The 18,621-nt window shown below is 38.2% G+C and carries 23 protein-coding genes and 1 pseudogene; all 24 read left to right on the top strand.

The window, feature by feature from the left end:
* Nucleotides 1–105 precede the first annotated feature (105 nt).
* Entirely contained in the window at nucleotides 106–462 is a 357-nt protein-coding gene (locus tag B9L23_RS19830) for a hypothetical protein (RefSeq protein WP_141103834.1), read from the top strand.
* 1,409 nt (nucleotides 463–1,871) lie between these two features.
* Nucleotides 1,872–2,912, top strand: coding sequence for a nucleotidyltransferase domain-containing protein (locus tag B9L23_RS03335; protein ID WP_089096877.1), 1,041 nt, complete (start codon nucleotides 1,872–1,874; stop codon nucleotides 2,910–2,912).
* A 15-nt stretch (nucleotides 2,913–2,927) separates the two neighbouring features.
* A complete protein-coding gene (locus B9L23_RS03340) occupies nucleotides 2,928–4,754 on the top strand; it encodes an E2/UBC family protein (protein WP_049788016.1) in 1,827 nt (608 codons plus the stop codon).
* Nucleotides 4,751–5,227 (top strand): Mov34/MPN/PAD-1 family protein, encoded by a 477-nt coding sequence (locus B9L23_RS03345; protein ID WP_013877393.1) that lies wholly within the window; start codon nucleotides 4,751–4,753, stop codon nucleotides 5,225–5,227. Before B9L23_RS03340 ends, B9L23_RS03345 begins: the two co-directional genes overlap by 4 nt.
* A 55-nt stretch (nucleotides 5,228–5,282) precedes the next feature.
* Entirely contained in the window at nucleotides 5,283–6,317 is a 1,035-nt protein-coding gene (locus B9L23_RS03350) for an SAVED domain-containing protein (protein ID WP_245842351.1), read from the top strand.
* A 69-nt stretch (nucleotides 6,318–6,386) separates the two neighbouring features.
* Nucleotides 6,387–7,028: pseudogene (locus B9L23_RS03355) on the top strand (SpoVR family protein); the annotation flags it as partial.
* Between the two features lie 174 nt (nucleotides 7,029–7,202).
* The gene (cydS, locus tag B9L23_RS21630) at nucleotides 7,203–7,301 is read left to right on the top strand and encodes a cytochrome bd oxidase small subunit CydS family protein (RefSeq protein WP_375216885.1); all 99 of its coding nucleotides are present in this window, start codon (nucleotides 7,203–7,205) and stop codon (nucleotides 7,299–7,301) included.
* A gap of 157 nt (nucleotides 7,302–7,458) precedes the next feature.
* A complete protein-coding gene (locus tag B9L23_RS03360; RefSeq protein ID WP_089096879.1) occupies nucleotides 7,459–7,848 on the top strand; it encodes a DsrE/DsrF/DrsH-like family protein in 390 nt (129 codons plus the stop codon).
* A 13-nt stretch (nucleotides 7,849–7,861) separates the two neighbouring features.
* Entirely contained in the window at nucleotides 7,862–8,095 is a 234-nt protein-coding gene (locus tag B9L23_RS03365; protein ID WP_003252684.1) for a glutaredoxin family protein, read from the top strand.
* 326 nt (nucleotides 8,096–8,421) lie between these two features.
* Nucleotides 8,422–8,988: a class I SAM-dependent methyltransferase gene (locus B9L23_RS03375; RefSeq protein WP_089097467.1), complete on the top strand. Its 567-nt coding sequence runs from the start codon at nucleotides 8,422–8,424 to the stop codon at nucleotides 8,986–8,988.
* Between the two features lie 146 nt (nucleotides 8,989–9,134).
* Nucleotides 9,135–9,524 carry a sulfurtransferase gene (locus B9L23_RS03380; protein WP_216368308.1) on the top strand — a complete coding sequence of 130 codons (390 nt, stop codon included), beginning with the start codon at nucleotides 9,135–9,137 and terminating at the stop codon, nucleotides 9,522–9,524.
* A complete protein-coding gene (locus B9L23_RS03385; protein ID WP_012749266.1) occupies nucleotides 9,491–9,751 on the top strand; it encodes a metal-sensitive transcriptional regulator in 261 nt (86 codons plus the stop codon). The genes B9L23_RS03380 and B9L23_RS03385 overlap by 34 nt, the downstream gene beginning before the upstream one ends.
* 91 nt (nucleotides 9,752–9,842) lie before the next feature.
* Complete coding sequence (locus B9L23_RS03390) at nucleotides 9,843–10,070, top strand: sulfurtransferase TusA family protein (protein ID WP_003252677.1); 228 nt, start codon at nucleotides 9,843–9,845, stop codon at nucleotides 10,068–10,070.
* A gap of 55 nt (nucleotides 10,071–10,125) precedes the next feature.
* Entirely contained in the window at nucleotides 10,126–10,608 is a 483-nt protein-coding gene (locus tag B9L23_RS03395) for a DsrE/DsrF/DrsH-like family protein (RefSeq protein ID WP_081189035.1), read from the top strand.
* Between the two features lie 12 nt (nucleotides 10,609–10,620).
* On the top strand, nucleotides 10,621–10,986 hold the full coding sequence (locus B9L23_RS03400) for a rhodanese-like domain-containing protein (RefSeq protein ID WP_062754003.1): 366 nt from the start codon (nucleotides 10,621–10,623) through the stop codon (nucleotides 10,984–10,986).
* A 19-nt stretch (nucleotides 10,987–11,005) separates the two neighbouring features.
* Nucleotides 11,006–11,302, top strand: a complete 297-nt coding sequence (locus B9L23_RS03405; protein WP_003252666.1) for a rhodanese-like domain-containing protein — start codon at nucleotides 11,006–11,008, stop codon at nucleotides 11,300–11,302.
* A gap of 27 nt (nucleotides 11,303–11,329) precedes the next feature.
* Nucleotides 11,330–11,899, top strand: a complete 570-nt coding sequence (locus B9L23_RS03410; protein WP_012749270.1) for a sulfurtransferase TusA family protein — start codon at nucleotides 11,330–11,332, stop codon at nucleotides 11,897–11,899.
* A gap of 47 nt (nucleotides 11,900–11,946) precedes the next feature.
* Complete coding sequence (locus B9L23_RS03415; RefSeq protein WP_081189033.1) at nucleotides 11,947–13,083, top strand: MBL fold metallo-hydrolase; 1,137 nt, start codon at nucleotides 11,947–11,949, stop codon at nucleotides 13,081–13,083.
* 19 nt (nucleotides 13,084–13,102) lie between these two features.
* Nucleotides 13,103–13,330, top strand: a complete 228-nt coding sequence (locus B9L23_RS03420; protein ID WP_012749272.1) for a sulfurtransferase TusA family protein — start codon at nucleotides 13,103–13,105, stop codon at nucleotides 13,328–13,330.
* A 63-nt stretch (nucleotides 13,331–13,393) separates the two neighbouring features.
* A complete protein-coding gene (locus tag B9L23_RS03425; protein WP_062678946.1) occupies nucleotides 13,394–14,176 on the top strand; it encodes a sulfite exporter TauE/SafE family protein in 783 nt (260 codons plus the stop codon).
* 113 nt (nucleotides 14,177–14,289) lie between these two features.
* Nucleotides 14,290–14,580 carry a hypothetical protein gene (locus B9L23_RS03430; RefSeq protein WP_089096881.1) on the top strand — a complete coding sequence of 97 codons (291 nt, stop codon included), beginning with the start codon at nucleotides 14,290–14,292 and terminating at the stop codon, nucleotides 14,578–14,580.
* 243 nt (nucleotides 14,581–14,823) lie between these two features.
* Nucleotides 14,824–15,864, top strand: coding sequence for a zinc-dependent alcohol dehydrogenase family protein (locus B9L23_RS03435; protein WP_089096882.1), 1,041 nt, complete (start codon nucleotides 14,824–14,826; stop codon nucleotides 15,862–15,864).
* 795 nt (nucleotides 15,865–16,659) lie between these two features.
* Nucleotides 16,660–16,962 (top strand): ArsR/SmtB family transcription factor, encoded by a 303-nt coding sequence (locus B9L23_RS03440; protein ID WP_012749276.1) that lies wholly within the window; start codon nucleotides 16,660–16,662, stop codon nucleotides 16,960–16,962.
* Nucleotides 16,963–17,298: 336 nt separating this feature from the next.
* Nucleotides 17,299–18,249, top strand: a complete 951-nt coding sequence (locus B9L23_RS03445) for an LLM class oxidoreductase (protein ID WP_089096883.1) — start codon at nucleotides 17,299–17,301, stop codon at nucleotides 18,247–18,249.
* Nucleotides 18,250–18,621: the final 372 nt, after the last annotated feature.

Genomic DNA, 18,621 nt, shown 5'->3' on the forward strand with positions numbered 1-18,621 from the left:
TTCGCCATTTTTTCGGCTTGTGTTGGTTATGTTACTTATCACTCACGGTACCACACCACTCCAGATTCTTTGCAGCTGTCCGTTTATAAAAAAGATGGAACCTACATGGTGAAAGGGAAATGGAAAGATCGTTTGGATTTGTACCGATTCCCTTCCGATTTTCTTGTGTTTTATGTCCCAGACAATGAGAAAATATCAATCGTTAAAAGAGAAAGATACAAAGATTATGAAGAAATGGATGTAAAATCCCTAAAAGAAGATTTAAAAAATTGGCTGGAAAAACAGCCTCATTCAAATTGGGAACCACAAATTTTTGATATACAAACAGATAAACAATTTCAATTTTCATTTGTTCTCCCTGACAATGTAAAACCAAGTGATGTGAAACTATACTATGTACACGCAAGAGAAGAACCAATGGACGCGTTGGAATATTGGTTTAAGAACATTGAATTGAGGTAAGACTTCTTCACATGATTCTTCCATTCTCATAGAAGAACAAGTTAACTTCCATAATCTGTTGCGAAGCTCTCTTTATGGCTGGTTACGGATCAGTTTAAACAGAGAGGGGAAAACAATGAATATTGGCGCAGGATTAATCTTATTACCCATTTCCATTATAACTTTCATCATCGGAATTATCATAAAGAAACAAAAAAGAATTTTTGGTACATGGCTAATAATTGCAGGTTTATTGATCATTGTAGTAAGCGTTTTGTTATTAACCGGATTGTATGACCCTTATTCGAATCATATAAGATAAAGAAATATTGTTTGTTAACAGAAAACAGCATGTGAATGCTAAAAACGCTCGGATTTTTGTTCCGAGCGTCTTTCTTTGCGATTTATATTGTTATTTGTGCTAATTACTTTGTATTTGCTGTATTTTTTCACATTTTCTCTTCATGAAGTGAACCCGTTAATTTCGTTGGAAACTCTTTGTTTATTATTTTGTCGCTAAAGTTATCGAAGTAAAGTCACATCGTTAATCTTATGACTGTAAATTTACCTTGATCAAAGAGTAGATTAGTTAGTTCGTAATAGACAAGCATAGTGGTTCGGCTTTGTGGTAGTACCAGAGAAAGCCAAAGGATTTTTAGTTCGGTGAGGAGGTAGTTAAGGGATCCCTCAACTATCTCATTACCGAACTAAGTTGGACAAAAAGAAGGCTTGTCCCCTTTGGTATCAAGGGATTTGGAAACCTTCATAATTCCGTGAATTCACGTTCGTAATTGGAAGTTCGGTGACGGGATAGTAATAGAAGTAAAGGAGTTCGGTAATGACGTGTTTACTCTAGTAAATTTATGTTTGTAATATTAAGATACTAATGGCTTGTCCAAACAGAGTATAAGCATTTTGTAAAAATATAGATCCTCCTACTTTAATACCAAGTTATTCTAAACTAGGAACTAAACGACATGTTGTGATTAAAGAGTTATACGGTAAAATTTACTAAGTTAATTATGATGAAATCTTATAAAAGCTTCCTAAAAGTAATTCCTTTTTAAAAAAGTTTTCAGTTATTTGGGTAGAGGAGATTTGGAAACTTGGTAACTAGGTTTGTTAAGTATCGCTGTTATATTAAGTATCACTGTTATATCTTATTGATCCAATGTCAAAGATGATATAAACTACTTATCTTAAATAATACGAAATTATACATACTAATGGTGTTAAAAATATAAGTAAGACTTTTAAAAAAATTGTTATTTATATAAAATATTATAAAGAGATTAAGCATTATTTATGGTGATAAGGAGAGTAAATTAAGAATTTGGTTTTCTTCAATTGAGGAATTTACATTTATGAAAAAGTTCTTTACTTTTTCCAATGACATTCCTTATTTCCATATACCTAGGAGGTGTGCTTTTATGGCTAATATTCAAAAATATTTTGAAGAATTCCACGAAAAAATTAAATTGGAATACGAAGATAATGATACCTTACGCGAAAAAAGGGATATTCTCATAGATAAATTGAAGAAAAACATGCCGGAAGATGCGCCGAGTTTTTCCACGTTTAATCAGGGGAGTTATGCCATGTTCACAGGAATCAAACCTTTGGACGGCGGGCAGTACGATATCGATGTAGGATTGTGGTTTAATATGTCTAAGGAAGATTATCCAGATCCATTGGTCCCTAAACAATGGGTGTATGATGCTTTGAAGGATCATACTCATGATGTTAGGATCAAACATCCATGTGTAACCGTTACGTATAAAGAAGACGGAGAACCAGCCTATCATGTGGATCTAACAGTTTATGCCGCTGATAATCCTGATAAAAAAGTATATTTAGCAAGAGGGAAAAAATATAGCAGTGAAGAGAATAAATATTGGGAAGAATCGAATCCAAAAGAGCTAATCAACCGGATCCAAAACCATCTGAACGATGAGAATGATCGGGCGCAATTTAGGAGGGTAATCCGTTATTTAAAAAGGTGGAAGGATATAAAGTTCAATAATGTAGATAAAAAACCGTCAGGTATTGGCTTAACTGTTGCTGCATTGGATTATTTCTCTCCTAAATATACCTATGATGCCTTTACCAACACAAGTTACCCCGATGATTTACAGGCTGTAACAGATTTTGTACAAGCTCTGATCAATGCATTTAAATGGGTATATTCTGAAGAAGAGGAAAAATGGGTGTCACGTTTAATAGTGAATCTTCCTGTCTCTCCGTATACAGATTTATTTGAAAAAATGACAAATAAACAAATGGAAGATTTTAAACAAAAATTAGAAAAATTACTTATCGCATTGCAGGAAGCTAAAAGTGAAGTAGATCCCGTAGAAGCATGCAAAACGTTACAAAAGCAATTTGGGGATGATTTTCCAGTTCCAGACATCGAGAAAACAGGAGAACGAAAAGATCGTCCTGCAATCATAACCGAAAGCTCATCAGCTTAGAGGTGGGGAATGTTCTTGTTTGAAGAAATAAAAATGAAACTTCAAGCACAATGTCCTGACTTGATAAAAGGTGTAGAAACAATCGAAGTTACTGTTGTACCGCCACGAGATAATTATGTCTACGCATTGAAAGGCACTATCACCATCGGTGATCAAGAGGCTAGTGTATACATTGCTTTTAAAAAGGATTTTCCTATTCGTAAACCCGATATCTTTTTAGAAGACAGAGATGTATTTGGGTTTATTCCGCACATCGAAACGGATGGATTTATCTGTTACGTGCATGAAGAGGGGTTGCTCTTGGATCAAGACAACCCCTTTGGTATCGTAAAAGACAGTTTGGCAAGAGCGATTCGAACATTAGAGATGGGTGTTAGTGGAGATAATTATGACGATTTATATAATGAATTCGAGGTGTATTGGTCGCGGCAAAAAACAAAAATAGTTGTAGACTGTATCCTATCGTTAGGAGAACGAGTAAAAGAAATTTATGTTTTGTATGATCCGAAATTGCATCGTCCTGTTTTTATATTTGATGCGTTGGATGAAAAAAATATTTTTTATGCGAAAAACCTTTTTCATTACAATATTTTAGATGAAAGTATCGAAAAACAAAAGGGAATCTATATACCACTTCGTGAAGGTACGATATTACTTCCGCCTTCATATTCATCACCGTGGGGATTTGCACAGATAAAAGATATTATTTTTTCGAATATAACGAGTTCCAATAAAAGAGAGCTTCAAAGAATATTGAAACAAAAAAGGATTTATAAAAACACCAAAGAATACATTCTTTTATCTGTACCTCAACCCAATGGATATCATGCACTGGTCGGCATTGAATTGTCTGAATTTAAGGCGAAAAAGGAGCTAAAAAACAATAAATCATTTCAACATCCATTAATCAAGGTGCAGTCCGATTTTAAATTAACACCTTTAGTATTAAAACGTCATCATCCTTCATATCTTCTGCAGCGGACAATTGGATACAATGAAATTCATAATAAACATATCGCAGTCATTGGCTTAGGAGCAGTAGGTAGTCGTATAACGATGGAACTAGCAAGGGCGGGAGTTTCAAAATTTACGCTCATTGATGACGACGTACTTGATATTGATAATGTATTTCGCCATGAGTTAGGATCTGAACGATTATATTTCTTTGATCAGAAACAACACCAACTTCAAAAGGTGCCAAAAGTTTACGGTATGTATCAAGAACTAAAGGAAAAATATCCTCTTATTGATGTCGAGCCTAAAGTTAAAAATATCTTGGATTTAATTCGGGAAGACATCCACCAATTTGAGCAATTTGATCTGATCATTGTTGCCATTGGAAATCCAACCGTTGAACGCTACTTTAACCGAGTGGTTCGAACTTTAACGAATCCGCCTCCTGTGATTTTTACATGGTTGGAACCATTAGGTATCGGTGGACATGCGCTTTTGACTCTCAATAATGGGAAGAATGGTTGTTATGAGTGCCTTTATACCAATCCATTCGATCCTGATTGCGCACTTTATAATAAGGCGTCCTTTGCAGCGCCAAACCAGTTTTTTGGGAAGATGATTTCAGGATGTCAAACTGCTTTTACTCCTTATGGATCTATGGATGCACTCCAAACCGCAATTTTAGCAACACGGCTGGCGCTATCAGTTTTGACAGGAAAAGAAAAAGACAATCCTTTGTGTTCCTGGAAAGGTGACAGTACGGATTTTCTCGAGCACGGATTTAAACTGTCGAAACGTTATGAATTAACAACGGAACAACTAAATAATACCCGTTATCACTATAAAGCACAACAGTGTCCAATTTGCGGACAGGATGGTGGATCATGATTTTCTTATCAAACAATAATGGCAAACTAAAAATCAGTGATCATGCACTTCAAACAATGTTGGGTTATCGGCAAATTGGTAAAAAGGATTTAGAAGCAGGAGGCATTTTGGTTGGCAGATGGATTCTTGATTCCAATGATGTAGTTGTCGATGATGTTTCGACTCCTATGCCCAACGATATTAGAAAGCGATGTTTTTTTAAAAGGAATCAAAAAGAGCATCAGCAATTTCTTCTTCAAAAATGGATAGAAAGTAATGGGACACAGAATTATCTAGGGGAGTGGCATACACATCCTGAGCCTTCGCCTACTCCCTCTCCCCATGACAGAAAAGAATGGAAGCGAATTATAAAAGAAATTACAGGTGTAGATCGACTTTTTTTCATCATTGTAGGGACAGAGAAAATAAAGGCATGGGAAGTATCTTCACTAAACGGGAAGATTATTACGCTAACATTAATGGAAAGGAGTTAAACCGATGGATCTCTCGAACGCGGAAAATTATTATTTATGGGTTAACTCAGGGGGAATGTGTGCCATTTGTAAACGAAAGTTAATTCTTGACGATGTCGGAAAAAAAATCAACATTGGTGAACGGGCACATATTATCGCGAAGGGAAAAAGGGGTCCACGTCGTGAACATATGGAAGAGTACGGATTAACAGAAGATCGGTTAGATACTCCAGAAAATTTAATATTGTTATGTGAAACACACCATAAAATCATTGATCAGAATCCAGAGCAGTATCCGCCCCATGAACTTTTTCGAATTAAAAAAGAACATGAGCAGTTCGTTCAAAAGCGTCTGGAGTTGTATGGAAATTCTATTGTAGTCATTCACAAAAGGAAGGGTGGACCTATTGATCACATTTCGATTGCGGATCAGATAAATTGTTTATTAATGGATGCTGTAAGTCTTCAGGAAGAATTTAATGATTTTTCAAAAGAAGGTTGGCAAGAGGCAAAAAAGAGGAACGAGGAATTTTATACTGAGGTTATGAAAGTAAAACAAAAATATGACGGGGCAACGATTACTGTATTTCCATTATCACCAATTCCATTGCTGGTTCACTTCGGAAAACTAATTTCTGATACAGTTCCTGTCGAGATTTATCAATATGACCGAAGTAAACAGGTGTGGGTAAGAAATGCCCCTAGAGATCAAGAAGTCAAAGAATTGGAGTTAGAGGTTTCGTTTTCACCAAACGAGTCGGATATTTTGGTGGTTACAATAGAAATTACCAGCAAAATTCGCCCGTCCGATGTAGTGACAGCTTTAGAAAATAAACCGTATAAGCATCTTAATATCTATATTCCTGAACCTAAAATTGATGCTGTGTTGTTTCATCATGATGTGAAGAAAATCAAGGAAACATTTCAAAATGAGATATTAAGGCTTCGTCAAGAACATGATTTTAATGAAATTCATTTGTTTTATGCTGGTCCAGCAGGACTTGCAGTCGAACTAGGTCGCTGTATCAATGAGACGATGTTTCCATATGTTCATTTATATCATTTTAATGAACGGGAAACCCCTAGATATCAATATGCCTTTACTATATAATAAGAGACGTTTGTTTGGCTTTAGCTAAAAAGATGAATTTAATAAAAATTCTTTATGAAAATAGCACCTTTGCGAAACGAAGGCTGGGCGACGTATTGGCATCAACGGATTTTACGGGAAATGGATTTAACGAGCGAAGAGGCGATTGAATTTGCGAAATTAAACGCCAATGTCGTGCAGCCATCTCGCACAGGGATTAATCCATATTATTTGGGGTTGAAAATTTTTGAAGATATTGAAGAACGTTGGAACAACCCAACGGAGGAAATGAAAAAACTTGGGGTGAAGCCAGGATCGGGACGCCAAAAAATTTTTGAAGTACGTGAACTCGAATCCGATATTTCGTTTTTACGAAATTATTTAACGAAAGAGTTAGTGATGCGCGAGGATATGTATTTATTTCAAAAACAAGGGAAAGAGTATAAAGTTGTTGATAAAAATTGGGAGCACATTCGCGATCAACTCGTCAGTATGCGTGTCAATGGCGGATTTCCATACATTACAGTAAATGATGGCGATTACATGCGCAATGGTGAATTATATTTAAAACATTGGTATGAAGGAATTGAATTAGATATTAAATATTTAGAAAAAGTTCTTCCGTACATTTATCAGTTATGGGGCCGCGCTGTTCATATGGAAACGGTCGTTGAAGAGAAGCCTGTATTATTTACGTATGATGGAAAAACAGTGCATCGAAAATATATATAATGAAAAGGAGCTGCTCATGGAGGCAGCTCATTTTTATGTGTTTGAACGTTATTTGTTTCTATGCATGAAGTAATTGCCGGGTTCTTGTTATTAATTCCATCGCTGTATTTGTTAATGCGATTGTTTTTATTCAACAAAAAATATGTAAAAGGACAATTATAGGGAGAGCATAACATGCAAACATTTCTTATTATGTATGCGCCAATTCTTGTTGTGGAATTGTCTGTAGTTGCTGCGTTTTGGGCAGGATTGAAGGACGAACAAGTCGAGTAGGACTTCCTGCTCGACATTTTTTATATTTGTTCGTTGACATTGATGGAAAAATCGATTACTATAAGAACTAGATTAAATACCCATACATGTATATGTAAATAAATAAAAATATTTTATTTCGTAAAAACTATGATCGAGAAAAAAGGAGGAATTTGTGATGAAAGTAGCGATTATCGCAGCTAACGGTAGTTTATTTGACGCATACAAAGTATTTAATATTGCCACAGCGGCAGCAGCATCTGAGGCGGAAGTAGGCATTTTTTTCACGTTTGAAGGGTTGAATCTCATTCATAAAGAAGCACATAAAAACTTACCGCTTCCAGAAGGAAAAGAGCATTTCCAAGAAGGATTTCAAAAAGCAAATGTTCCATCGATCGAAGAGCTTGTAAAAATGGTGCAAGAATTAGGTGTGAAACTAGTTGCGTGCCAAATGACGATGGATGTCATGGGCCTTGACAAAGATCAATTTGTCGATGGAATTGAAGTCGCTGGCGCTGCAACATTTCTAAACTTTGCAAAAGACGCCGACATTACGTTGACGTTCTAGTGGAGGGACGAAAATGAAACGAGTTACGGTATATACGACAACGACATGTCCGTATTGTGTAATGGTAAAAAACTTTTTACGTGAACAAGGCGTTCCGTTTGAAGAAGTCAACGTGCAACGGGATCCTGTCGCGGCTCGGAAACTTGTTGAAACAACAGGGCAAATCGGAGTTCCGCAAATCGAAATCGATGGTCAATGGGTAATCGGATTTGATCCGGACGCCATCATGCAATTGCTGCAACGTTAGCAAGATATGGGATGTCATTGCTGGAAAAGAACTTGTTCCAACAATGATTAACGGTAAGAAATGGTTCGTTCTTGATGTGCGCAACAAAGAGACATTCGATGATTGAAAAATGGAAGGAAAGAAACATATACGATTGGAAGTATGTCAAACGGATATGGGAAAATTTCAAGCAGATAAAGAACAACAACGGGGAATGGAAATCGATCCAAACCGTTGTGCAGTTTGCTAAAAATGCATCAGCAAGAAAAAGCTTCGGATTATGGATTCCGAAGCTTTTTGATTATAATAGCCATTGAAGAAAGAATACAGGAGGATTTATGTTTATGATGGCAGGGCATCGTTTTCATCCAGAAAAGGCGGAAAAATTATTAGATCCGAAGCGAAAAGAAATCATTGCTCCAGAACGGGCAATAGAGATATTGCAAATCGGAACGCAAGATGTCATCGTTGATTTGGGAGCTGGCAATGGGTATTTTACCGTGCCAATGGCGAAAATGACGAAAGAAAAAGTATATGCTGTCGATGTACAACAAGAAATGTTGGAATTTTTAAAGACACACGCAGAAAAAGAACAAGTGGACAATATTGAATATATACTTGAGGATGTATCGAATACGTCTTTGCCTTCACGATTGGCGGATAAGGGGCTCATGTCGTTCGTGTTTCATGAAGTAGATGATCATGACGCAGTGCTTGCTGAGATACAACGGGTGATGAAACCAAACGGAAAATTTCTGATCATTGAATGGGAAGCGGTAGAAAGCGAAATGGGGCCGCCGCTTCATGAGAGAATTCCTTCTCAGCAATTGCTAGAATATATGAAAACAAAACACCAGAATGTGGAATTTGTATCATTTCATCCAACCGTATACGGTATATTGCTAACGTATTGAGTCAACAGTGGTTATCCCAATACATGTTGGGATGATGAACGATACATCATTTATCCACATATTGTTAAAATAAAACAGTTGCCAATATACCTATAAGGGTATATAATAAACACAGACAACAATGATGGAGCGAGGTGATCGCTATATTGTATATCATCAGCCTGATTATTTTCAGTTTATTATTCATAGCATTGTATCGCCGTTATTATCCGGTAAGCGGTGTTCCATGCATAGATATAGCCGATAAACGAATCAAGGATATGGTTGTGTTAGATATTCGTGATTATAACGAAACAACAGAACCGCCTATTGCTAATTCTCTTCATATTCCGTATGCTTATTTAAAACGGCATTTTTCTAATATTCCCAGTAAATCGCTTCATATTATTGCAAACGATGAAATCGAAAAAAATTTAGGCGTACGTTTTTTACGACGCCGCGGTTTTGACGTACAAAGCTATTCAATCATCCATTGTCCTTGTCGAGAAAGGGGAAATGAAAAATGGAATACAATAAAGAAATCAAAAACCGCTTAAGACGGATTGAGGGACAAGTGAAAGGCGTTCTTAGCATGATGGAACAAGGAAAAGACTGCAAAAGCGTTGTCGCGCAATTATCGGCGGCACGCAATGCGATTGATCGCGCCATTGCGGTTATTGTAAGTACCAATTTAGAAAATTGTCTGCGCGAAAGCATGGAAAAAGGAGAAAAAACGGAACATTTAGTCAAAGAAGCGGTAGAGCTATTAGTAAAAAGCAGATAAGTCAACTCTTGAAAAAAGGGTTGACACACTCTTTTACACATATTAATATACCTATAGGGGTAATGGTAAAATAATAAGGAGGTTATCCATCATGAATGTAAATAAAGTATTAGATGCGAAAGGATTAGCTTGTCCAATGCCGGTTGTAAGAGCGAAAAAAGCGATGGATGAATTAACATCAGGGCAAGTGCTCGAAGTGCAAACAACGGATAAAGGATCAAAAAACGACTTGCCGGCATGGGCAAAAGCAAGCGGCCATACGGTTATTGATATGAAAGAGGAAAATGGCGTATTGACGTTTTGGATTCAAAAAGGGTAATTTTTTAGCATTTTATATACGTATATGAGTATATGTATACGAAAGGAGGAACTTAATGTCGCAACAAAAGAAAAAAACAACGATTATTTTATTTAGCGGCGACTACGATAAAGCGATGGCGGCGTACATCATCGCGAATGGTGCCGCCGCTTATGACCATGACGTCACGATTTTCCATACGTTTTGGGGATTGAACGCATTGCGAAAAGATGCGCATATTCCGGTGAAAAAAGGGTTTTTGGAAAAAATGTTTGCCAAAATGATGCCGCGCGGAGCGGATCGCATGGGGCTTTCCCGCATGAACTTTGGCGGCATCGGACCAAAATTAATCAAACACGTTATAAAAAAGCATAACGCGATGCCGCTGCCACAATTAATCGAAATGGCAAAAGAACAGGGGGTTAAGTTAGTCGCGTGTCAAATGACTGTTGATTTATTAGGGTTGAAACCAGAAGAATTGATCGATGGCATTGAGTTTGCTGGAGTGGCAACGTATTTGGCGGATGCGTCAGAAGGGAACATAAACTTATTCATTTAAAGGTGATTACGAATGACACAAACAGTAATGAATATCGTTTTATTCCTATTGTTTGTTTGGTTTATTGCAATCCGCGTCATTCCACCGCGTGGAGTACGGATGATTACAACAGCAGAGCTAAAGAAAGAATTAGGAAAAAAAGATGTGCAGTATGTGGATGTACGTACTCCCGCGGAGTTCCGCGCGAATCATATTCGCGGATTTAAAAATATTCCCCTTCATGAACTGCCAAAACGTGCCAACGAATTATCCAAGGAAAAAGAAGTGATTGTGATTTGCCAAAGCGGAATGCGAAGTACAAAAGCCAGCAGACTATTGAAGAAACTTGGATTCCAATACGTAACAAACGTAAAAGGCGGAATGAACGCTTGGTCATAAAAAAAGGAGGGGATCGTTGATGAAACAATTAACGGCAAAAGAAGTTGAAAAACTTCTTCAAGAAGGAAAACAACTGAACATTATCGATGTTCGTGAAGTGGATGAAGTAGCGGCTGGGAAAATTCCTGGTGCGATTAATATTCCGTTAGGATTGCTCGAATTTCGCATGAATGAGCTAGATAAAAATAAGGAATATATCCTTGTTTGCCGTTCGGGTGGAAGAAGCGGGCGCGCAGCTCAACTGCTGGAAAGTCATGGATATCATGTGATCAATATGACTGGCGGCATGTTGGAATGGGAAGGACCTGTTGAATAAATAAAACGGCAAAAGGAGGAATGCAGCATGATTCGTGTAGATATGACAGTCGATGCAAAGGGATTATCTTGTCCAATGCCAATTGTAAAAACAAAAAAAGCGATCAATGACTTGCAACCGGGACAAGTGCTTGAAGTACAGGCAACCGATAAAGGTTCGAAAGCCGATATCAAAGCATGGGCGGAAAGTACCGGCCATCAATACTTAGGAACGATTGAAGAAGGAAACGTGTTAAAACATTATATTCGTAAAGCAAGTGACCATGAGACAAAAGGCGAAGCAACATATTCTCATGTAATTTCCAATGAACAGCTGGCGGAAAAAATAAATGATGATTCTGTGGTCATTATAGATGTCCGCGAGCCGGCGGAGTATGCGTTTGGACATATACCAGGCGCTATTTCGATTCCGCTTGGAGAATTAGAAGACCGCATCCATGAGTTGCCGAAGAATAAAACGATTTATGTTGTTTGCCGTACTGGAACGCGCAGCGATTTAGCGGCACAAAAATTAACAGAAAAAGGATTTACTAATGTATGGAATGTCGTCCCAGGCATGTCAAAATGGGAAGGACCGCTCGATACAGCTCAATCCTGATTGAGCGGTTTTTTAAAAAACGAAAATATACTATAGGGGGTATAAAAATGACGGTAAAAGAAATGACGGTGCAAACATTAACAGAAAAAGTATTAAATAAAGAACATCTCGTTATTTTTGACGTACGTAACGAAAGCGATTTTCATGATTGGAAAATTGAAGGGGAGAACTTTGAATATATTAATGTTCCATACTTTGAGTTGATTGATGGTGTAGATTCGGTTATCGGCCGCCTTCCAAAAGACAAAGATGTTGTCGTCGTTTGTGCCAAAGGCGGTTCAGCGGCATTTGTGGCAGAACAATTAGTAGAAGCCGGATTTGACAACATTTACACGCTCGTTGGCGGCATGAAAGCGTGGAGCGAACATCTTCATAAAGCAAAAGTATATGAAGATGACAAGATGAAAGTATATCAATTCATTCGTGTCGGAAAAGGATGTCTCTCTTATATGGTGATTTCTGGAAACGAAGCGCTTGTCGTTGACCCATCGCGGTTTATTGATGTATATGAACAAGTCGCACAAGAAGAAGGGGTAGCGATTACGCATATCGTCGATTCCCATTTACATGCAGATCATATTTCCGGCGGAAAAGCGTTAGCAGAACGTACAGGAGCGACATATTACTTGATGAAAAGCGAAGGAGCGGTGTTTGATTTCGAACCGCTGGAAAAACATGACCGCATTGATTTTGAACAAGTGCAATTAGAAGTATTAGCGGTGAAAACGCCAGGGCATACGCCGGGAAGTGTTTCCTTCTTCGTGAATAATCAATTGCTTTTCTCTGGAGATACGATTTTTGTCGGCGGACTCGGACGCCCGGATTTAGGCGGAAAAGCGGCGGAATGGGCCGCGGATTTATACGACACGGTATACGAAAAAGTAGCCGCGATTGCGGATGATGTAATCGTTCTGCCTGCCCATTACGCTAATTTGGATGAAGAAATGAGCAAAGCGGGATATATCGGCGATACATTAGGCAACATTCGTGCCCGCAACGACATGATGCAGGATAAGAAAAAACAAGAATTTATCGATATTGTCGTGCAAAACGCAAACACAGAGACACCGCCAAACTTTGAAGACATCGTAGCGATTAACCGCGGGCTGAAAGCGGTCGACATGGAACAGCAGCAAGAACTCGAAATCGGTCCAAACCGTTGCGCGATGCATCATACCCGTTAATTTGAAGGGAGTTGAAAAAATGAATGGGAATAAGGTCGTCGATACAAAAGGATTATCTTGTGCCATGATCGTTGTGAAGGCAAAAAAGGCTATCGATGAATTGCCACCCGGTCAAATACTTGAAATCGAAACAATGGATCAAGGAGCAAAAAATGATCTAACCGCTTGGATAAACGTAAGCGGTCATGAGCTAGTCGATTATAAAGAAGAAAATGGTGTATGGAAATTTTGGGTTAAAAGAAAATAATCATTCGGGGGTACGTATAAAGTACCCCCTAGTTTTCGAAAAGTCAAAAGGGGTAATGTATTGATGGAATTGACATTGAATTTCATCATCGTGATTTTTCTCATTGGCTTTATCGGTTCATTTATTTCTGGCATGGTTGGTATTGGAGGGTCCATTATTAAATACCCGATGCTGCTTTATCTTCCGCCGTTATTTGGTCTTGCTTCGTTCAGCGCCCATGAAGTGTCGGGAATTAGCGCGGTTCAAGTGTTTTTTGCGACGATTGGCGGCGTTTGGGCGTATCGAAAAAGCGGTTATTTAAATAAAACATTAATTCTTTATATGGGGATTAGCATTTTGATCGGCAGTTTCCTTGGCGGATTCGGTTCAAAAGTGATGAGTGAAGGAACAATTAATGTCGTGTACGGCATTCTTGCCGCGTTGGCTGCTGTCATGATGTTTGTTCCGAAAAAAGGCATTGACGATATTCCAAGCGATCAAGTGACCTTTAACAAATGGCTTGCCGCTGCATTAGCGCTTGTCATTGGGATTGGTTCAGGAATCGTTGGCGCAGCGGGAGCGTTTTTGCTGGTGCCTACTATGCTTGTTGTGTTAAAAATCCCAACACGAATGACGATTGCCTCTTCGCTGGCGATTACGTTTATTTCCTCCATTGGTTCGACGTTTGGAAAAATCACAACGGGGCAAGTGGAACTGCTTCCTTCTATCATCATGGTTATTGCCAGCTTAATCGCCTCTCCTTTAGGAGCAAAAATGGGCCAAAAAATGAATACAAAAATATTGCAAGTTATTTTAGCGTTTTTAATTTTAGCGACAGCCGTAAAAATTTGGGTTGATATTTTATAATTTCAAGTATAAATATGAACCGCATTTTATTTCAATCATTTCATTTCCATGTATAGTTTGCTTTAAATCGCCCACACTAGCTGGTGAAAATATCAAGGAGGGTGTGGGCGTTAATGAAAGAAGTATTGCAGCGTGTCAAAGAAAAGCTGGAACAATCGTTTGACAATCCGGGCGCTTACGATTTGGAACAATGTCTCCGCGAACTCGAGCAGTTAAAGGCGACGGCAGGCGACAAACAACAAATGATGGAAGATGTCATTCGCGCTATCACCCACGCGAAAAACGCGCAAGCACAGCTTGTCAATGCGGGCGATGAGTCGGCAACGAACGCTTTTGCCGAAGCGTATCGGGCGCTTGATCAAGCGATTGAATCTTACAGCAACGTAGATAATGACCCAGTGTGAATAGGCAAGGATTCCCTTGCCTATGCATGAGTAATGTTTATGGAAGAAAGCTTGTTTCCGTTCGCCTGGAGAGGAGATATAAAAAGAAGGAAAGCCTGGACAGAAAAAATCTCCGGCAAAATCTTGATACAATATTGACAAAATTTCGACACAATATTTTATTGATGGTTCATTGAAATATCAACTTATTTTTCTATAAAATAAAAATTGGAAAAAGTGAAACTATTCAGGGAGGTACCAAAAATGAAAGCCCTTACCTATCTGGGACCAGGAAAAAAAGAAGTAATGGAAAAGCCAAAACCGAAAATTGAAAAGGAAACCGATGCAATTGTTAAGATCACAAAAACAACGATTTGTGGAACAGACTTGCATATTCTTTCAGGGGATGTTCCTACGGTAGAAGAAGGTCGAATTTTAGGGCATGAAGGCGTAGGGATTATTGAAGAAGTTGGTTCAGCAGTAAAAAATTTCAAAAAAGGCGATAGAGTGCTGATTTCTTGTATTACCTCGTGTGGAAAATGCGAAAATTGCAAAAAAGGATTATATGCTCATTGCGAAGATGGCGGCTGGATCTTAGGACACTTAATTGATGGAACCCAAGCAGAGTATGTAAGAATTCCACACGCAGACAACAGTCTTTATCCGATTCCGGAAGGCGTGGATGAAGAGGCACTCGTCATGCTTAGTGACATTCTTCCGACAGGGTTTGAAATTGGGGTGTTAAACGGCAAGGTTCAGCCTGGACAAACCGTTGCCATTATCGGAGCTGGTCCCGTAGGTATGGCAGCGCTATTAACGGCTCAGTTTTATTCACCTGCAGAGATCATTATGGTTGATTTAGACGATAACCGTTTAGAAGTTGCGAAAAAATTTGGTGCAACTCAAGTGGTTAATAGCGCTGATGGTAAGGCAGTGGAAAAAATTATGGAATTAACCGGCGGAAAAGGTGTAGACGTCGCGATGGAAGCCGTCGGAATTCCAGTAACATTTGATATTTGCCAAGAAATTGTAAAACCAGGCGGCTATATAGCCAATATAGGTGTTCATGGAAAAAGCGTGGAGTTTCATATTGAGAAATTGTGGATACGGAACATTACGTTGACAACCGGTCTTGTCAATACGACTTCTACCCCGATGTTATTAAAAACGGTGCAGTCGAAAAAATTAAAACCGGAACAATTAATTACACATCGCTTTGCTTTTTCTGACATTATGAAAGCTTATGAGGTATTTGGCAACGCAGCAAAAGAAAAAGCATTAAAAGTCATTATTTCCAACGACTAAAAAAATCAATTCTTAATCATTAGAGCCTGTATCCAAAATCATTCAGTTATAGAAGGCATATGTAGGATCAAACCAATATCAGACAGAAAGATGGTAATCAAACGTGATATTGATTTGCAATCTATTCAAGAAGTAAGAAATTACCTTGAAGAAGCTAAATCAGCACAAAAAATCATTCAAAAATGGAATTCGTGAGATGCAGGCGTCAAACAAACAGTTGAAAGAGAAAAATCCCGCACTAACTTAAAGCACTTTAGAAAAGTTTGTAAACCAATATTATCCTGAGAAAGCAAGGAAGTAATAGCGTACAACAAACCCAGCGGCAAGCTGGGTTTGTTGTATATTCTCACCAATTTTTAAATTCAAAATTATTCTGATGATTTTATATGAATTTTTACCGTTAACCTGCATAATGTTGTAATACCCCAGAAGATCGATAATAATGGAGGATTTCAAAAAATAACATTAACACTTACAAAAAAAATTAAGGGTAAAAAAGGAGTTTTTTTATATCGCATAGAAAAATGATAATATCAACGATTTTTTTGGAGGGGTTTATCTTTAATGCGCTTTCAACATCCGAGTTAACCGATAGGGGATTGTAGATTTCTTTTGGATGTGCTAATCTATCCATGCAAGAGACATTAACCTTCTTATTTGGATCGTTTGCTTGTATATCTTTATTCTAGAAGCCGGTTCATGTCACTTTTATTTACTTCATTTACTCAAGTGCTCAAATGCAGTTGTGATATAATAAAATATTATAATAATAATTTGACAAACTTGGAGGTAGCAATGGAACTTCTAGAAGTGTTTAAAGCCTTGTCCAATGAAACAAGGCTGCAAATCGTACAGTGGTTAAAAAATCCTGAAATTCACTTTCCAAAACCGCAGCATGGGGATATACACGAAGATGGAGTTTGCGTAAGCGACATCCATAAAAAAGTTGGATTGTCACAATCTACAGTGTCCCTTTACCTGTCCATGTTGCAAAACGCCGGATTGATAAAAGCAAAACGAGTTGGGCAATGGACTTATTATAAAAGAGATGAGGAGAACATCAAAAAAATAATCGAATTGTTATCTAGGGATTTATAGCCCCAATTCTTCGCTCACGTTTAGACTGTGAGCATCAATTATTATTTTGGGCTTGAATCCTCTTTATTTTTATATTATTATATTAATAGTTCTAGATATCTATAAATATAGAATTGTTTCTAAATCTCTTTTATTTTTATGATTTATATCGATAATTCTAAATATTTATATTTATAAAAACAGATAAAAATAGACGGAATAAATCGGTTTGGTAAATATAGATTTGCGCATTATCTGACTGTCGAACTGTTTTTTGTCTTTGAAATACTAGGGGTAGTATTAAGACATCGAAAGCACGGGATTGGCAGAAAGAAATGTAAATGTGGAGGAACGATGATGAATCGTTTTGAAAAGCACAAAGGATATTCACGCATGTTTAAAGAAAACCATCTCACTCTCGGGTTGTTCTTTCCAATTGAATCATACGAGGGCAGCATTCCAAAGATGGACATTGAAAAACAAATGAAACTGGCAAAAAGAGCAGAAGAGCTCAATTTTGCTGCATTGTTTGTTAGAGATGTTCCATTACATGACCCTTATTTTGGAGATGTAGGTCAAATTTATGATCCTTGGGTTTATTTAGGATATCTAGCCGCCCATACCGAAAAGATTGCTTTGGGAACCGCAAGTATTATTCTCACCTTGCGCCACCCTTTGCATGTTGCCAAAGCAGCCGCTTCGGTTGACAAACTATCTGGCGAACGTTTGATTCTAGGGGTGGCGACTGGGGATCGCCCTATCGAATTTCCAGCTTTCTCAGTCGAGCCTGAACAGCGCAGCGCTTTGTTTCAAGAAGCTGTATTCGTAATGAAAAAAGCGTGGAAGGAGAGCTTCCCGGTGATCGAATCGCCGCGAGTCCATATGTCGAACGGGGACCTTTTGCCGAAACCTCGCTTGTCGGACATTCCGGTGCTGGTAACTGGCCACAGCTCTCAGTCCGTGGAATGGATTGCTGAAAACGGTGATGGTTGGATGTATTATCCGCGTAACTTGAGATTCCAAGCGGAATTGATTAAAAATTGGCGCTCTCATACCGATCAGTTTAAACCGTTCACTCAATCTTTATATGTAGATTTGACGGAGGACCCAAATCATCCGCCAATCCCTATTCATTTAGGGTTCCGAGTCGGACGCAATATACTCATTGAGTTTCTGGAAAGTCTTAAAAATATTGGTGTCAATCACGTGATTATCAACTTAAAATATGGCCATCGTCCTGTTGAAGAAGTGATTGAAGAATTAGGAGAAGAAGTTGTTCCACACTTTCCAGCATTAACTGAGGAGTAATTCAGGAAAATGAAATATTAAGAACTCGCTCGATTCCGTTCTAATCCACCTTGAGATCGGAATCGCGGGTTCTACTTGTTAGTCTACTAGTCTTGGTTTGAGAGAAATGAATCCTCTTAAAGTTTTATAGCAACTCAAAAATGCCACGGGGATGATGGAAAACATTCAGGACAGGAGTTGTATGTCTCAAAAGAGATGATAGTTCGATTATGAAGAAAGAAGAAATTGAGATTGTACAGGACAAAAGCGACGTAGAATATCAACTATACTCTAAGCAGCGTAATAACCTGTCTGTCGAATATTGGGCTTTTATGTAACCGCTTTATGTAACCGTTGCCAGTTTTGTGTGGTCGATATTGCCTCATTCTTGCC

It is taken from the genome of Parageobacillus galactosidasius, from assembly GCF_002217735.1.
GTDB classification, from domain to species: Bacteria; Bacillota; Bacilli; order Bacillales; family Anoxybacillaceae; genus Parageobacillus_B; species Parageobacillus_B toebii.

Coding starts and splice junctions, on each gene's coding strand:
- B9L23_RS03415 (WP_081189033.1), top strand. CDS start 11,947: ATGACGGTAAAAGAAATGACGGTGCAAACATTAACAGAAAAAGTATTA.
- B9L23_RS03405 (WP_003252666.1), top strand. CDS start 11,006: ATGAAACAATTAACGGCAAAAGAAGTTGAAAAACTTCTTCAAGAAGGA.
- B9L23_RS03390 (WP_003252677.1), top strand. CDS start 9,843: ATGAATGTAAATAAAGTATTAGATGCGAAAGGATTAGCTTGTCCAATG.
- B9L23_RS03335 (WP_089096877.1), top strand. CDS start 1,872: ATGGCTAATATTCAAAAATATTTTGAAGAATTCCACGAAAAAATTAAA.
- B9L23_RS03445 (WP_089096883.1), top strand. CDS start 17,299: ATGAATCGTTTTGAAAAGCACAAAGGATATTCACGCATGTTTAAAGAA.
- B9L23_RS03385 (WP_012749266.1), top strand. CDS start 9,491: ATGGAATACAATAAAGAAATCAAAAACCGCTTAAGACGGATTGAGGGA.
- B9L23_RS03425 (WP_062678946.1), top strand. CDS start 13,394: ATGGAATTGACATTGAATTTCATCATCGTGATTTTTCTCATTGGCTTT.
- B9L23_RS03440 (WP_012749276.1), top strand. CDS start 16,660: ATGGAACTTCTAGAAGTGTTTAAAGCCTTGTCCAATGAAACAAGGCTG.
- B9L23_RS03365 (WP_003252684.1), top strand. CDS start 7,862: ATGAAACGAGTTACGGTATATACGACAACGACATGTCCGTATTGTGTA.
- B9L23_RS03410 (WP_012749270.1), top strand. CDS start 11,330: ATGATTCGTGTAGATATGACAGTCGATGCAAAGGGATTATCTTGTCCA.
- B9L23_RS03400 (WP_062754003.1), top strand. CDS start 10,621: ATGACACAAACAGTAATGAATATCGTTTTATTCCTATTGTTTGTTTGG.
- B9L23_RS03395 (WP_081189035.1), top strand. CDS start 10,126: ATGTCGCAACAAAAGAAAAAAACAACGATTATTTTATTTAGCGGCGAC.
- B9L23_RS03430 (WP_089096881.1), top strand. CDS start 14,290: ATGAAAGAAGTATTGCAGCGTGTCAAAGAAAAGCTGGAACAATCGTTT.
- B9L23_RS03345 (WP_013877393.1), top strand. CDS start 4,751: ATGATTTTCTTATCAAACAATAATGGCAAACTAAAAATCAGTGATCAT.
- B9L23_RS03350 (WP_245842351.1), top strand. CDS start 5,283: ATGTGTGCCATTTGTAAACGAAAGTTAATTCTTGACGATGTCGGAAAA.
- B9L23_RS03360 (WP_089096879.1), top strand. CDS start 7,459: ATGAAAGTAGCGATTATCGCAGCTAACGGTAGTTTATTTGACGCATAC.
- B9L23_RS03375 (WP_089097467.1), top strand. CDS start 8,422: ATGGCAGGGCATCGTTTTCATCCAGAAAAGGCGGAAAAATTATTAGAT.
- cydS (WP_375216885.1), top strand. CDS start 7,203: ATGCAAACATTTCTTATTATGTATGCGCCAATTCTTGTTGTGGAATTG.
- B9L23_RS19830 (WP_141103834.1), top strand. CDS start 106: ATGGTGAAAGGGAAATGGAAAGATCGTTTGGATTTGTACCGATTCCCT.
- B9L23_RS03435 (WP_089096882.1), top strand. CDS start 14,824: ATGAAAGCCCTTACCTATCTGGGACCAGGAAAAAAAGAAGTAATGGAA.
- B9L23_RS03420 (WP_012749272.1), top strand. CDS start 13,103: ATGAATGGGAATAAGGTCGTCGATACAAAAGGATTATCTTGTGCCATG.